This window comes from Aporhodopirellula rubra, from assembly GCF_014192335.1.
Classification (GTDB): domain Bacteria; phylum Planctomycetota; class Planctomycetia; order Pirellulales; family Pirellulaceae; genus Rhodopirellula; species Rhodopirellula rubra.
In genome coordinates this window covers 42,453-56,697 of record NZ_JACHXU010000025.1, presented here as the reverse complement: position 1 = coordinate 56,697, position 14,245 = coordinate 42,453, and the positions used below count along the sequence as shown (strand labels likewise).

General features: G+C 55.7%; 13 protein-coding genes. 4 read left to right on the top strand and 9 right to left on the bottom strand.

What is annotated here, in order from left to right:
* Nucleotides 1-17: 17 nt before the first annotated feature.
* The 7 genes from FHS27_RS25290 to FHS27_RS25265 form a co-directional block, all read right to left on the bottom strand.
* Complete coding sequence (locus tag FHS27_RS25290) at nucleotides 18-407, bottom strand: hypothetical protein (protein ID WP_184308301.1); 390 nt, start codon at nucleotides 405-407, stop codon at nucleotides 18-20.
* A 55-nt stretch (nucleotides 408-462) separates the two neighbouring features.
* Nucleotides 463-1,677, bottom strand: coding sequence for a hypothetical protein (locus FHS27_RS25285; protein ID WP_246420903.1), 1,215 nt, complete (start codon nucleotides 1,675-1,677; stop codon nucleotides 463-465).
* Nucleotides 1,678-1,771: 94 nt separating this feature from the next.
* Nucleotides 1,772-2,053, bottom strand: a complete 282-nt coding sequence (locus FHS27_RS25280) for a hypothetical protein (protein ID WP_184308299.1) — start codon at nucleotides 2,051-2,053, stop codon at nucleotides 1,772-1,774.
* Between the two features lie 78 nt (nucleotides 2,054-2,131).
* Nucleotides 2,132-2,320, bottom strand: coding sequence for a hypothetical protein (locus FHS27_RS30840; protein ID WP_221225384.1), 189 nt, complete (start codon nucleotides 2,318-2,320; stop codon nucleotides 2,132-2,134).
* A gap of 35 nt (nucleotides 2,321-2,355) precedes the next feature.
* A complete protein-coding gene (locus tag FHS27_RS25275; protein ID WP_184308297.1) occupies nucleotides 2,356-4,656 on the bottom strand; it encodes a peroxidase family protein in 2,301 nt (766 codons plus the stop codon).
* Nucleotides 4,657-5,406: 750 nt separating this feature from the next.
* Entirely contained in the window at nucleotides 5,407-6,888 is a 1,482-nt protein-coding gene (locus FHS27_RS25270; RefSeq protein WP_246420901.1) for a sulfatase family protein, read from the bottom strand.
* Nucleotides 6,889-7,016: 128 nt separating this feature from the next.
* The gene (locus FHS27_RS25265) at nucleotides 7,017-8,483 is read right to left on the bottom strand and encodes a sulfatase-like hydrolase/transferase (protein WP_184308293.1); all 1,467 of its coding nucleotides are present in this window, start codon (nucleotides 8,481-8,483) and stop codon (nucleotides 7,017-7,019) included.
* A gap of 438 nt (nucleotides 8,484-8,921) precedes the next feature.
* Here FHS27_RS25265 and FHS27_RS25260 point away from each other — a divergent pair, with 438 nt between their 5' ends.
* Complete coding sequence (locus FHS27_RS25260; protein ID WP_184308291.1) at nucleotides 8,922-10,226, top strand: prepilin peptidase; 1,305 nt, start codon at nucleotides 8,922-8,924, stop codon at nucleotides 10,224-10,226.
* A gap of 117 nt (nucleotides 10,227-10,343) precedes the next feature.
* On the opposite strand, the gene FHS27_RS25255 is transcribed toward FHS27_RS25260, so the two are convergent.
* On the bottom strand, nucleotides 10,344-10,865 hold the full coding sequence (locus tag FHS27_RS25255; protein WP_221225383.1) for a malate synthase: 522 nt from the start codon (nucleotides 10,863-10,865) through the stop codon (nucleotides 10,344-10,346).
* Nucleotides 10,866-11,163: 298 nt separating this feature from the next.
* Between FHS27_RS25255 and FHS27_RS25250 the strand changes: the two genes are divergently transcribed.
* From FHS27_RS25250 to FHS27_RS25240, 3 genes are all read left to right on the top strand, one after another.
* Nucleotides 11,164-11,358, top strand: coding sequence for a hypothetical protein (locus FHS27_RS25250; RefSeq protein ID WP_044254068.1), 195 nt, complete (start codon nucleotides 11,164-11,166; stop codon nucleotides 11,356-11,358).
* Between the two features lie 10 nt (nucleotides 11,359-11,368).
* Complete coding sequence (gene tsaE, locus FHS27_RS25245) at nucleotides 11,369-11,992, top strand: tRNA (adenosine(37)-N6)-threonylcarbamoyltransferase complex ATPase subunit type 1 TsaE (RefSeq protein WP_184308287.1); 624 nt, start codon at nucleotides 11,369-11,371, stop codon at nucleotides 11,990-11,992.
* A gap of 94 nt (nucleotides 11,993-12,086) precedes the next feature.
* The gene (locus tag FHS27_RS25240) at nucleotides 12,087-12,419 is read left to right on the top strand and encodes a hypothetical protein (RefSeq protein ID WP_009098780.1); all 333 of its coding nucleotides are present in this window, start codon (nucleotides 12,087-12,089) and stop codon (nucleotides 12,417-12,419) included.
* Between the two features lie 184 nt (nucleotides 12,420-12,603).
* Here the strand turns inward: FHS27_RS25240 and FHS27_RS25235 are convergent, their stop codons facing one another.
* A complete protein-coding gene (locus FHS27_RS25235; RefSeq protein WP_221225388.1) occupies nucleotides 12,604-14,046 on the bottom strand; it encodes a VWA domain-containing protein in 1,443 nt (480 codons plus the stop codon).
* Between the last annotated feature and the right edge of the window lie 199 nt (nucleotides 14,047-14,245).

Below are 14,245 nucleotides of genomic sequence, written 5' to 3'. Positions count from 1 at the left end.
CTAAAAGCGACTCCCTCTCAACGCGTTCGGACTCGGAGGGCGTTGGCCTGGATTCGTGCCGCGTTGGTGGTGGTTCGTGTCGTTTGCCTTTGCATCATCGTCCGTAACGCCACGAGTGCGTTTTGCAATTCGGTTTGATCGAGCGTCCCGCTCTCGTCAGCGTCGTAGTTCGCTAACATCATCACCGCGAGTTCCTCGATCGTCGGCATCGTAACGGTTGCAGCTTCCGCTTGGCTGGCCAATTGTGCAGATCGAAGCGAGGCCTGATCCGCCGTCATGTCGCTGGCAGCCTGCGCCGGTTGCGGTCCCATTGGGCCGCCACCGCGTGGTGGACGTTGGGCTTGCACGGGCAACAGTACTGTCATGGCGACGACCAAAACGAAAGTGGCGACGAGTGATTTTCTCATGGCGAAATTCCTTAAAGCATCCAAATGGGTAATGGGTTAATCAACATCGAATCTTCTAGCATTGTTTGGTTCGCGCGTTTCCTGAACGCCCATGGCGTCGTCCGGTTTCGTCACGCGTGGCTTGATCAGTGAGGCCGAGACTGGTTTCAACCGAAACGATCGTGTCGTCATCGAGTTCGTCTTCGTCGCTGGTGCTGATCAAAAACGAAGCGTTTTCGACCGTTTCGTCGACCGAGTCGGTTTCATCCAGCGAGTCCGTTTCGCCATCGCTGGCGACGTCGCTTCCCGCATCACTTTCATCCGTCGTCTCGCCGTCGGCGTGACTGCACTCGCCACTTTCGAGTTCTTCATTTCGCATGCCGGGTTCAGGTCGACCGTGGAAACCGATCAAGTTCTCACCGGCGGCTAGCCCTGCGCCCATATCGCTTCCGAGGCTGTCGTCGCAGGCAGCCTCCGAGCTTTCCTCGTCTGCGAACTCAGAGCCGATCAATTCGCCTTCCACGGCACCGTCGATGGTGGCCGTATTTTCGCCATCACCCAACGACGCATTAACATTCCCTGCAACGATTGCTTCCGCGAGGACGGTGAGCGTGTCGTCATCAACGCCGCCGCGAAGGTTCAAATCGCCCGCAATCTGGCCCGCAACGTCAACGAAATTCTCGCCATCACCCAAGCCGATTCGCACGTCGCCACCGATCTCGGACTGCACACCGATGGCGATCGAATCGTCTCCGTTGCCATTCCATGCGGCGAGATCCCCCTCAATATCACCGTCGACAGCGAGAGTGTTGTCACCCTCACCAAGAACGGCCTCGACGTTTCCTTGCACGGTGGCTTCTCCTCCGATCACCACGGCGTCGTTGCCCTCTTCGGTCGCGACCACCAGATCACCTGAGATCGTTCCGCCATCGAGACTAACGGTGTTGCGACCGCTCCCGAGGGCGGCGAAGATCGAGTCAACGGTGACCGAGTTTGCCGACAAGTCGATCGAAACGGCGTCGTCCGCCCCGACGCCACTCGGGTCGAGGTGAATCAGAATGTCATCACTGACCCCTTCCACGACCTCGACCAAATCCCCACCGTCGGTGCCCGCACCACTCTCGGTCACCTGCAGCGTCCCATCACCGAGGTCGACGATCGCGATCTCCCCTTCGGCGTCACCTTCAACCAACAAGGAACCGTCAACAACCGAAATCGCAGCCGCCAGAACACGCCTTGTTTCAAGGCCTTCAATTCCGCGCAACCGGCGTCGAGTCATTCTACGTTTCATAGCTGAGGTCCTTCGATGAGGGGAATGAGTTGTGGACCACGGATTGCGTGGTGGATGGTATCTCTTTCTAGAGTCCGAACCACGCCGCCCTTTGTCACACACCAAATGGTTTCAATCGCTCATGTTGACTCCTAGCCGGCACGCGTTCGCAATCGACGGAGGAGTCGTCATTGCAGAACAGCGCCAACGACTGATCGAGCCTCGCGAGAGCATTCTCAGGCCACAAAACATCGCTGTCTAACGGCTCGACATCCACCGGATCGATCCCCGACCCCAAAGAGGCGAACCAATCGTCACATGCCACAACGTATTCGTCATCGCACCGGCCACGTTGCGGGGGAACGCCGGAGTGATTCGGTTGAGTTTTCAGGGACATCACAAATCGCCAGAGAAGTAAGAAGAGTTGGAAAAGCGAACGCATCTCTGATGAGAGGACGATTTCCCGCGTCAAACGTCACACCCACGACACGCAGAACGTCACGAATCGCATGAGAACACGAATCGAAACAACGGACCGTTGCAGCGTGCAGATGCGCCACACCAACACGCCGAACGTTTGCCTCGCGCAGAAGCCGTCATCCTCAAAACGACGAATGCCGATGGCAGCACCACCGGCATATCTCGCGAGATTCTTGAGAAGCACCCGTCGTCATCCATGACGACGCCACGCCCTGCAGCCTAAACGCTCACTTTGAAATCCATCGTGTCGAGATGAACGTCGCCGCTGCTGACGAGCACCTCAATCGTTTCTTCACCGAGGACATCGACATCGGACGACGCCATTCGAATCGAATACACGCCCGTTCGATCGAAGGAATCAAATTCATACCGACCATCGCTATCCGTCACCGCGGTAGCCACCACGTTGCCGTCACTGTCGAGCAGTTCCATCTCCATTCCTTCCATCGCAACATTGGTCGTTTCGTTGTCGCTCGGACTTCCACTACGTCGGTTGTTGCGATTTTGATTGGTGGCCTGCTGAGCCACGACTTGATCGGACGTCACGGTTCCCGCAATCGTAGGCGTGAAGAAGAACACATTGGATTGCAACGATTCGTTGTTCGTATTGCGTTCAATGACATCCGCCAGTGTGGTGTTCTCGATCTCTCTGAGTTCGCTGCCTGAGAACGTATTCTCATAATAGAACCGATCACCGTCACGCAATCGTTCGAATTGATCAGCGATGATCGTTGTCGCCGTTTCGCCCAATGAACTGCCGGCGGCATGATCCTCAGCGAGCAACCCCACCCAAAGATCGATGTTGTTCACATCACCGTAGAGTGTCTCGAGTTTTTCCTGCAACTCAACGTCGCTCGTGATTTCGGCGAAGGAATCAAATGTTTCCAAACCATACGCCTCACGCACGGAATTGAAGTCAGCGAGCCCATGATCGCGGCCACGCTGAATATTCAGCGAAACGAGATCGAGTCCGCCCGAACCAGGGGCACCGAACAGGAAGTTCCGCAAACTATCAACGACTTCCAAATCCGTTTCCTGAGACAAGGTTGACGCCCCTGCCTTCAAGATCGAATCGATCCCGGTCTCCTCTAGCATGGACGAGTTGAAGAACGCTTGCGCCAATGAAACGGCGTCTTGAACATCCAATCCGTCGTTGCCATAAAAACCAAGGGTGTCATTCAACGTCGTGTGCCCGAACCGGAACGCGGCGGTCGAGAATTCGTTCGCGATCGAAGGATCCACGCTCGAGTCATAACCGCTGTAGCTGTCTAATGCGTCCTCACCCAATAGCGCCGGCAGGAACTCGTTGTAGGTAATTGACTGCAACTCGGCGATCACAATCTCACGTGCTTGCTGATAGATCTCTTCATCGGTCAGATCCGGATTATCAGCAGCGATTTCGTCCGCGAGGCGGTTATGTTCACGCAGAAAAAGTGCGTGCATTGATGTCAGACCGATGTTTTCCGCGGCGCGAATATCGCCGGCGAGCAAACTGCCGTTCTCGTCCGTGGGCACCAGCCCGTCTTCGGTGATCAGCATACGCCCGCCTTCGAACTCACGCAGCGAATTCGCCACGTCTTCGGAACTGCCATAGACCTGCGAACCGTCGATCCAAGCGGTAATCGCATTGACCTGTTCAGCGGGATTCTCGACGGAAGTGCCAGTGCCTTCGGCGATTTCAGAACGCGTCAGGTGAATCGTTACTTCACCCGTTACAAAGGGATCAAACAAGGGATCGCCGGTGGGAACCTCAATGTCAAAGGACTCCGCGTCGGCATCGTCTTCGGGTTCGAGAGACAAATCGATGTCGTGATCGAGAAATTGCCCCCACATGAAGACGAACGAACTCAAGTCACGCTCGCTGCTGGTCCCCTCGGGATCGGCGGCCGATAGCGTGTTGCTGATTTCACGTGCGCTCGGCCGATCCTCGCCACCAGGTTCCGATATTCCATCTGCGTAGTCGTTGTCGGCAACCCGCAACAAAGCCGTGTTGGCGGCACCGAGTTCTGTGTTCTCGAGGTTGTTGCCGGTGCCATCGATCGAACGCACCTCCGTTTCATCCGCAGGTGTGTCTTCACCGGGTCGGTCGTCTCCCTGGTTTCGCCCATCTCCTGGAAGTTGCCCCGACCCAGGTTGCTGTGACGGGGGATCGAAACGGCCTTGCTCGCGGTTGAGCCGGTTGATCACCATCAGGGCATCGAGAGCTGAGTCACGACCATCGTTGTTAACGTCCGTCATCCGCCCACGCCCGCGAGCCTGCAAACCTCCGCCGTCGATCGATTGCCCCTCCGCTGTCTGCGTGTTGATTTGATTGATAATGGTCAGCGCATCGACCGCGGAAACGATCCCGTCTTCATTGACATCCTCGGGCATCGCTTCGTTGTGAAAGATATTTGCCGCGAGCAATTGGCGTGCTTCGAGAGATTCTGGTCGCAACCTCCGGTTCTGTGTTTTACGTTTGCGGCTGGTGGAAGAATTCGAACGAGAGCGACCGATCCAGCGATTCCAAACGGCTGACATGGCATCACCTATGCTTTGTGCGTGGGGACAGAGAAGAGAAACCAAATTCGCAAATCGTGATGAGGATGGGTCACGATGCCTGCGAAGTCGGCTTACTACTCAAGTACGAATCCCCCCGATGAACGTCACGCGGCAAATCAAATTTCACCTCAAACATTTCCCCCGTCCGGCACACGAGAGCCAACGTGCAGACGTCCAAAGTGCCACGTTTACGCAAAGAAAAAACGTTGAAGGAATTCTTGGGTCCAGCGAATTCTCAAAAACAAAAGTATCTGCTTAGGCACGCCCCGATTGTGAGCGTAGCGAGAATTCAGTAAACAGAGGTCATGTCAAACGATCACGCACCACCGCCAAAGAAGCCGCTCACCGAGCTCGAGCGTCAACCCAGCACCTCTCCGCGTGCATGCACATCGGCACCCGCCTGCCCGGTATGCGGCGGCCATCTGATCGACATCCGTGGCAAACTGCAATGCACGGCGTGCCACCGAATTTGCGAAACCTGCTGCGAAGGCGGACGGGGTTGAAGCAATTTCCAAACAGGTTTCGCCAGGCTTCGCGAAACTGAATTCGAACAAATCCCGCTACAGTGAAGGGCACGTCTTGCCGTCGCTGCGGGAGAGACGGCAGGGAGTGATCAAGCAGCTGAATCGTGGAGAGACTCGTCCACATCATGATCACCTGATGCGTGATTCGGATTTGGACGTATCGGGTACGTATGGCAGGGAACATGCGACCGATCCCTCGCAAGCGTTAGTCTTTTTTCTTTCGCTTGGCTGCGTTTTGCTTTTTGTTTTCGCTTTTCCACAACACGATGTCAGACGTATCGTTCTGGGACGGTTCACCTTGGGTACTTCGACCTCGATTAACGTCTTGCTCGAGAAGTTTCAATAGTTGAGCAGCGACCTCGGGTTTCTCGGTGTAAAGATTGTGTTGCTCACCGATATCGGCATCCATGTCATAGAGCTGCGCGATCGGTGAACCGGCGGGCGCATTGGCTTCGTTTGGCGCACTCCATCCACCGGACGCTCTGGCGAGCAGCAGCTTCCATTTGCCTTGACGATATGCGAAATGCCCACTGAAAGAATGATGAATGACTCCATTTCGGGTCGACAGAATCGGATCACCGGACAACGCCGGCAGGAAACTGACACTGTCCTCGCCACTGCCCGACGGCATATCGATGCGAAGGATTTCGCACGTCGTCGCGAGTAGATCCGTCAAACAGATGAGGCTGTTGTTCTGCGACCCCGCCGCGACTTTACCTGGCCAGCGGACGATGAACGGGATCCGGTGGCCTCCGTCCCACAGATCAGCCTTCGAACCGCGAAGATGCGCCGACACGATATGTCCTTGCCCAGCAAGTTTGGGAATGCCGGCGGCTTTCGAACAACCGTTGTCACTGGTAAAGATCACGAGCGTGTTGTCGGCCATACCATTTCGCTCAAGGGCCGCAGTAATCTCACCGACGGCGTGGTCGGTTTGCATGACGAAGTCACCGTAATCACCTAACCCGCTTTTGCCCTTCCATTGATCGGTCGGCACGATCGGAGTGTGGGGTGAACCGAGCGGCACATAGAGAAAGAACGGCTGATCTTTCTGAGCTTGCGAATCGATCCACGCGGCGGCTTTCTCGGTCAAGCGAGGCAACATGTTGACGACCGCGTCATGCTCGATGACGCGGTCGTTCTCGATCACGGCTTCCATGTCGCGTGCGTGATGAAATCCATGGAAGTAATCAAACCCACGTTGCAGCGGACCGTCTGGAATCATCGCACCAACCGGTGGCTTTTTATACTTTTTGCGTGAGTAGATTTCGCCGGACTGGGGATCAGCGTACTGAAAGTTCAGATGCCACTTACCGACGATTCCAGTCGTGTAGCCTTGCGTCTTCAGAACACTCGCCACGGTCGGTCGATCTTCCGCGATCAGGTTCGGTGCAAACCCGGTAACAACGCCTTTTTGCAACGGTGTACGCCAACTGTAACGCCCCGTCATGATGCCATACCGTGTCGGAGTGCACACCGATGAACCACCATGTGCGTCGGTAAAAATCATGCCTTGCGCGGCCAAACGGTCGGCATGAGGCGTGGGGATTTTGCATGTTTCCGGAGCGAGACAGTGAACGTCCCCATATCCGAGATCATCGCAAATGATGTAAACGATGTTGGGTGGTTCGGCCGCGACCGAGAGCGGACTCATCGCGAGGACACAGAGCAAAAGAAGTGATTTCATAACGGGCAACGATCGTGCGGGGAGAAAGGTTGGGTTGGTGTTTCGCGTGAGTTCGCGTCCGCGAATGCACAGCCGACTGTGATCCCGTCGACTGCGCACTCGCATATTAAAAACCGATGCGTCGCGGATCAGTTGGCGACTGTCTTCTTCTTGCGTGGCGTTTTCACCGCAATCGGCTGAGCTTCGTCTTGGGGTTGATTCCAGAGACGGTACGGGTCATCGACACGACGCATTTCGTCGAGCAGAAGAACTTCCATCTCGGCGAGTTTGTCGGCGTACGCGGGATCTTCGGCAAGATCCTCTGTGAGGAACTCGTTCGGATTTTCGGCGAGATTAAAGAGCTGCGTTTCGCGGACTTTCCCGTCCAACACATCCCACTTGATCAGCTTCCAATCGCCCTTTTTGACCGCACGGATACCGGGCTTGGTGCCACCGGAATAGGTTCCATACAAGGTGTCACGCACCGTTTGTTTTTGGCCATAGATGACCGGTTTGAGACTGATACCTTCGACCGAATCAGGAATTTCAACGCCCGCGAGATCACAGATCGTCGGCAGTGTGTCGAGCAGATAATTGTTTCCCTGGACACGCCCGGGTTTGATGCCGGGTCCTTTGACGATGTAGGGCACACGCCACGTGTGCTGGTAAAGATTTTGTTTGCCTTGCAATCCGTGGCGTCCGATCGCCATACCGTGGTCGGCCGTGTAGATGACAAAAGTATTCTCGAGTTCGCCCATCGCTTCGAGCTTGGCGAGCACTTTGTTAATTTGTCGGTCGATGTTTTCGTTGCACGCGAATTCACGGCCGAGTTCGTTGCGGATGGTCGCTTCGTCTCGTCGCTCCCAAACCCCAGAAACGGAAGTCTCGTCACGCAACCCGGGATGACCGTGATGGAAGGGGTGCTCAGGGAGATAGTTCACCGGCAGTGGAGGTTGTTTTGGATTGAGCGCCGGCAGGGATTTTTTGTCTTTGTGATTGACGGCTCCGTACTTGGCGAGCAACTCAGGTGTGCCGTCTCGAGTGTCATGCGGGTGCGAGAAACCGAAATAGATCAAAAAAGGGTCACTGTCGTTTGAGGACTCGCGTTTTGCGAGATAATCGAGAACCTGCTTGCCGTGCCAGGCACTTCCAGACTCTTCGGTGCCGCCGCGTTTGGTCGCGTCATGCACGACGGTGAATTTTGAATTGGCGCTCGCGTAACTGTTGCCTTTCTTACAGGTTCGCATCGTGTCGTAACCCGCTCGGTTAAAGACTTCCGCCATCACGTTGTCGAGAATGTCCTCGGGACAGTTTTGGCTTTTGTTCCAGTTCGGCAAATGCCAGACCGTTCGCCCGGTCATGATCATGTGCCGCGACGGCGTGCAAACGGCGCCAGAAAAAGATCCCATCTGATAGGCACTATCGAAAACGACCCCTTCCGCGGCGAGACGGTCGATTGTCGGTGTGTCGCAAATCGAGTTCGGATCGTAAGCCTTCAAATCGAATGGAGATTGATCGTCGACGAGGATGAACAGAATGTTCGGCTTCTTCTCGGCGGCAGAGAGACTCAGAGTGGAGACGATCGCGAGGCAGAGAACAGGAAGGATTCGTTTCATGGGTGGGGAAGGGGGAAGGGGAGGGCAGGGGGAACAGACCTTGAATTTTAGTCGGTTTTGAACCGGGTGTGGTAACCAGAAAACAGACTCATTTGGTTGCGTGAGGCCGTGATACGAAGGGTGAAAATCGATGCAGGGCACAACGTCTGAGCTTTCGACGTCGCCGGAGGCGGGGGACACGAAGGCTACGACAGCCAGAGACGCGGGCGGACTTTGGGGGTTGCGTCAATTGGTTGCCGCCGACCACGGAAGATCGAATACCGCTCATTCACGGCGATATTTCTCGAAGCCGCTCAATACGTTAACCTTCGTTACCGACGAACTCACCGCGACGCATCGACCGAGGGTCCGCATCGTGTCGAGATTGATAGTCTGCCGAGAGAATGGTGGTGACGCCGCCAGCCCCTCGAAATTTCTTTTGCACACCGTATTTGATCTATGAATCTTGGCCCCTTCGACGCTCTCATCGCCGCTTGGCTGAGCCTTCCTCAACCGTTGATGCTCGTTGTGCTGGCAATCCTGGGCGTTTTATTGGGTGCGGTCGCGAATCATGTGATCACCACGTGGTGCTGGTATCCGCGTCCGATCTCGCCTTGGGTTCGGCTCGGAGACTGGAAAAGGGACGACGAACACCGCGTCCTCGCCGAGACGCTGCCACCGCGATCGTTCCTCGATCGCGTTCCCCTGTTGGGATGGCTACGCATGCGACGGGAATCGACGCTCCATGGACCCGGGTTCTGGGTGCGGCCGATGTTGATTGAACTCGGGCTCGCGATCGCGCTGCCGGTCATGCATCATTTCTGGTTAGCAGGCCAATTGCTGCCAACTGGAATGCCGGCCCCCGTGATTACGTCGTTCGCCCCATGGATGACGCTATTGTTTTTTGTTCATGCGATTTTGTTGGCCATGATGGTTGCCGCAACCTTCATTGATTTCGACGAGCGCACGATCCCCGACGCGATCACGATTCCGGGCACGATTTTGGCGTTAGTTCTGGCATCGATCACGCCATTCGTTTTCATGCCCGGACAATTGGCGGGAGGCATCGCCCCCGTGACGTTGCAACACCCTATCGGTTTGAACCCGAGTTGGATGTCCGGCGGTGGACTGCTGACATGTCTCTGCATATGGACGGTGTGGTGTTTCGCACTCGCGGATCGACGCGTGATCATGCGCCACGGCGTTGCCAAAGCAGTTGAGTATTTCCTCGCGAGACTAATACGCCACCCGAGCTGGAAGATACTGGCCGGGATCTGGATCATCGGAATGGTATCGATATCGATCGTTTATCAAATCAGTGGCGTCCACTGGCTGGGATTGGCCAGTTCGCTACTCGGACTGGCGGTCGGCGGCGGCATCGTCTGGTCGATCCGATTGGTCGGCAGTTGGGCGATGCAGATGGAAGCAATGGGATTTGGCGACGTGACGCTGATGGCAATGATCGGCGGCTACGTCGGCTGGCAAGCTTCGATCGCTGCGTTTTTCTTAGCACCGTTGGCGGCGATTGCGATCGTCATCGTGCAATTCTTAACGACGCGTGACCGTGCGACGCCGTTCGGGCCCTATTTGTGTGCAGGCACGGTCCTCACGCTGATCTTTTGGGACGAAGTCTACAATGCCCGTTTGAGAACAACGATCGCGTTGATGGGCGATCTGTTGCTGTGGCTTGGACTCGTCTTGCTAGGGCTACTCGGCGGAATGCTGATGATTTCGCGATGGATCAAACAGCGACTCTACGCCTAACGGGTGTCCGAAGTAAACGAACCCCGACATCGCCTTCAACATGAACTCACGCCAACGTGCAACGCAAAGGCGAAGCCATTCCAAACCGTTGAAGGCGGAATCAAGAGACAAAATGATTCAGGGAACCAAGACATAGAACGGAACAACGTACCGCGGTCCCGTTGGGTACCGACTCGAGGTCATCGGGTCCGCTGCCCACGTTGGTCGCAATGTCGGACGCAGTCCCCAACGTGCCGCTTCGAGGCGAGCGATCCGTGCACGCGTTTCTTCAAGTGCCCGAGCTTGGCGAAGCTCCATCGCGGTCGGCTTGTACGGTTCCATGTGTGAACCCGAGGTGTTCTCCAATCGCAGGTCCGATGGACTCGGCACAACCGGATCACCGCTGCGAGGCCGCATCGTTGTACCAGTTCGCGTTGATGCGGGGATGGTCGAGGGACGAGAAAGATAACCCGTAGGCGCCGCATAATCGTTACTGCTTTCCTCATCCGACATCTCGTACTGCGTATCCGCGGGACGAGCGAAGAGATCATCAAGCCCTTGAGCGTTCACACCCGCTGTCGCGGAGAACGAACAACAAGAAATCACGAGAGCACCAACCCACAGCTGTGTTGGCCGAACCAAATACAGACGATTATTCATCACAATGAAACCCGATAGAAGTTGTCCAGTACGCTCGACGTATCGTCTGACTCCTCCTCACCGGTGAAGGGACACCGTTGGATTTCCCGTCCCACCTGCCACAATGATACCAGTCGTTCTCAACACGTAGACTTTGCGGGCATTTCAATTCAGAAAGTCACAAGAAAATTTGACCGGTGGGTGCAAAATTAACAGACTCTGTTAATCTTAATATTCGACGTGGATGCTTGGCTCACTGGCGTTGCCCATTGCCTCGCAGTTCCTTCAACACCTCCCTTTTGAAGTACGAGAGAATCCCATGACCAAGAGAATCACTTACAGCGTTTTCGCGTTGGCTCTTTTGACAACAACGGTCGGATGCCCACCACCAGCAGCGCCGAAGGGCGACGACGTGGACATCAGCACCGACGCTCCTGCTGAAGTCAGCGACAACACCACTGCGGTCACCGAAGTTCCTTCGGACAACATGACCACGGGCAGCGAAACCCCGTAGTTTTGAAAACATGCGTTTGTCAGGCGTCGGCATCGAGCAAATTGCCCAGTTAGCCGACGCTTTGATTGCGGCGGAACGCTGCGTCACGTTGACGCAGCAACCAGCCCCACCACGCTGTTTCGGATTCGTTGGCACACTCGGCGCCGGAAAAACTCGGCTGTGCCAAGAGATTGCCAGGGCATGTGGCGTTGACCCGTCTGAGGTCACCAGCCCCACCTTCACGCTGCTAAAGAGTTACCAGTGTGCCGATCAGGCGGATTCTCCGCAGGCACCGCAGCGTCTTCATCATCTCGACTGGTATCGAATTACCGACGAAGACGAGTTATGGGAACTCGGCATTGATGAACTCTGGGAAACTCCCGGTGATTGGACCCTCATCGAATGGGCGGATCGATTCAAAGAGGCCATGCCCTCCGATACGATTTGGGTTCAGATTGGCGTGACGGATCAAACGGAAATTCTCGCTTCCTCTGAAGCGACCAGCATCACGGAATCAAACGTAGGCAGCGAACACGATGCCTCATATCGCGAGATCGAATTTCGAGTGACCGGCCGAGAACATCTCCGCTGGTTGGATGAGGTTCAAACCCAACTGAACCGAATCGGTTTTACCGGCACGATCGAACCAGCGTGAACTCAGCCGCTGCCTTGGCCGCGAAAGTCGACAGGAACGCTCAAAAATCAGAGGGCCAGACTGGCCTCAGAGCGAACGCGACCTAGGTTTGCGTATGAAATGTCATGAGCTTGCCGAACATCTCAGTCGCGAACGACCGGACCTCCCGGCGATCGAGATCGCACGTCTGTGCCTCATCCTGCTCAACGCGGAAGATAGCGCCGAGCAACTCGCGGATTCGCAGAAGCGAATGGCCGCGTGGCAGCATGCAAGCTTCCGCTTCGAAGCAGCAACCGATCAGTACGCCGCCGTGGTCGATGAACTCGATCAACTCTTCGGCGACGAACCGATTCAATTTCGACCCGACCAACTGTGGACGCTGCTACGCGCTGTGAAAGTACAGAGCCAGATGCTGGAACTCTACACCAATGAAATGGCGTTGGCGTAACCGGATTGACGCTGTGCATTTCGAACCGGCTACGCAGCCCGCTTAAAATGCATTGTGATCGCAGGAGCAGTTCTGCGAGCGACGTTGCTTCTTGATGGGTAGTTACGCTCTCTCGAACGTGGTCCACGATCTCGCGGCGGCAGCGACAGCGAAATGAAGGCGACTTCGCAAAAGCCTGACGCGATCATTCCACTTCGCGAAATTCACCGCCGGTTTGCTCAGCCAATGTCTTCAGAAACTCACCCGTCATCGGACTGACGCCAACACCGATCGTGTGGAACTTCAAGTGCCGCATCCGATTGCGTCCCACAATGTCTTGAAGGATCGCGTCGGGACGCATGACTTTCCCAAACGTCGGCTGACCATCGGTGAGCACAAACACGACTTCGAGCTGGTCGTGAAAACTCAACGCGTCTGACAAGACTCCATGCGTGTTCGTCTTGTCACCCAGCGCAATCCGCTCAACAAACGCAATCGCTTGCCGTTTATTGTCATCGGATGCAGGCAACAAATCCTTTTTCCATGCTTGAATGTAAGTGTCGAACAACATGATCGAGAATTCCGCATCTGGAGACAGTCCCTCGATCACTCGAATCAACTCACGCTTCGCACTCTGCAACCGTGTCTCGTACCGTGCCACGTTCTTCATACTGCCGGAACGGTCGATCACAAACAACATGCGTCCCGCGTTGAGATCAATACCGTAGTAGTGGCTCTTGCTCAACTTCAGCCCACCGGTCGATTCCGATGCCACGTCCTGCAACGTCAACCGACCGGGCACTTCGGGCTCCACCTCCTCCGCCACAAAACTGACCGGACGAATCATTGATTCCGCGGGATGCTCTTTGCAGTAGTTCGCATAGGCCTCACGATCGCCACCGAAATCCCGCAAATCAACCGTTTCCAATCGATTGGTAATTTCGTGACGGAGTTGTCCCTGGAGTTGCTTCTGTAGTTTATGAAGTAACTCGACACTTCGCGGACAATGCAACTGCGCCATCGCACGCACCAACGCGAAGCGATACGCGTATTGCTTTTCGAACTCGGAACGCATGATTTGATCTTGCAGGCCTTCCACTGCCGCGTTGATTTCGCACTGACCGGCAACATCCATCGCGATCATCGAGATGCGTTCATCGGGATGCCCCATCGCTTCGATAACAACGCCGTGCGCATCAGAACTCGGACTGCCACCGAGTACAGCGAGCAATTGGCTGATGCTCTCGGGAACCGGCACGCGATCGGCCACGAACATTTTATCGTTGTCCTCATCTTCGTCCGCCCCGTGCTGCTGCAGCAGTTCACGCGTCGCATCGACGACAACGTCGAGATTTTGGTGCAACAGATCGGGCTGTAGCCGTAACATCGCCACAGTCTTCAGCCGTGCGGGTTCACTGCGACCGGTTATCAATCGCGACATCCGCCGCTGGGCGGCCGTTTCGATTCCCTTTTCCGCTCCGTGCGTCGGCGCGTGCCCCCATCCGAAGGCCAACACAAAGCTGGCCATCACAAACCACTTGCCCATCACCCAAATCCCCCAAAGTACGCAATGCAATCGGTCCGTGCTCGACCGACTCAAGGTTCCCATCGATTCTAGCGAAATATCGCGGCGGTGGTAGAAAAACATCTCTTTCACGAACGTTCATTTGCGAGAGAAACGAACGCGGTCAATTGTCCCAGGCGGGCGATCGCGGAGCCTGCTCACCCCTGAAAACACGGGCTTTTTGAAACACGCAAGCTTCCGTCACAGAACATTTACACTGCGTTGACGCGGCGCGCAGACGACAGACGACAAGACACTCGTAGACTTACGGCAGAACGCCTCG

What these genes read in the sequence shown, in the direction of transcription:
- FHS27_RS25290 (WP_184308301.1), bottom strand. Translation starts at nt 407, where the DNA reads ATGAGAAAATCACTCGTCGCCACTTTCGTTTTGGTCGTCGCCATGACA.
- FHS27_RS25285 (WP_246420903.1), bottom strand. Translation starts at nt 1,677, where the DNA reads ATGAAACGTAGAATGACTCGACGCCGGTTGCGCGGAATTGAAGGCCTT.
- FHS27_RS25250 (WP_044254068.1), top strand. Translation starts at nt 11,164, where the DNA reads ATGACCAAGAGAATCACTTACAGCGTTTTCGCGTTGGCTCTTTTGACA.
- tsaE (WP_184308287.1), top strand. Translation starts at nt 11,369, where the DNA reads ATGCGTTTGTCAGGCGTCGGCATCGAGCAAATTGCCCAGTTAGCCGAC.
- FHS27_RS25265 (WP_184308293.1), bottom strand. Translation starts at nt 8,483, where the DNA reads ATGAAACGAATCCTTCCTGTTCTCTGCCTCGCGATCGTCTCCACTCTG.
- FHS27_RS25280 (WP_184308299.1), bottom strand. Translation starts at nt 2,053, where the DNA reads ATGTCCCTGAAAACTCAACCGAATCACTCCGGCGTTCCCCCGCAACGT.
- FHS27_RS25270 (WP_246420901.1), bottom strand. Translation starts at nt 6,888, where the DNA reads ATGAAATCACTTCTTTTGCTCTGTGTCCTCGCGATGAGTCCGCTCTCG.
- FHS27_RS25275 (WP_184308297.1), bottom strand. Translation starts at nt 4,656, where the DNA reads ATGTCAGCCGTTTGGAATCGCTGGATCGGTCGCTCTCGTTCGAATTCT.
- FHS27_RS25260 (WP_184308291.1), top strand. Translation starts at nt 8,922, where the DNA reads ATGAATCTTGGCCCCTTCGACGCTCTCATCGCCGCTTGGCTGAGCCTT.
- FHS27_RS25240 (WP_009098780.1), top strand. Translation starts at nt 12,087, where the DNA reads ATGAAATGTCATGAGCTTGCCGAACATCTCAGTCGCGAACGACCGGAC.
- FHS27_RS25235 (WP_221225388.1), bottom strand. Translation starts at nt 14,046, where the DNA reads ATGTTTTTCTACCACCGCCGCGATATTTCGCTAGAATCGATGGGAACC.
- FHS27_RS25255 (WP_221225383.1), bottom strand. Translation starts at nt 10,865, where the DNA reads ATGAATAATCGTCTGTATTTGGTTCGGCCAACACAGCTGTGGGTTGGT.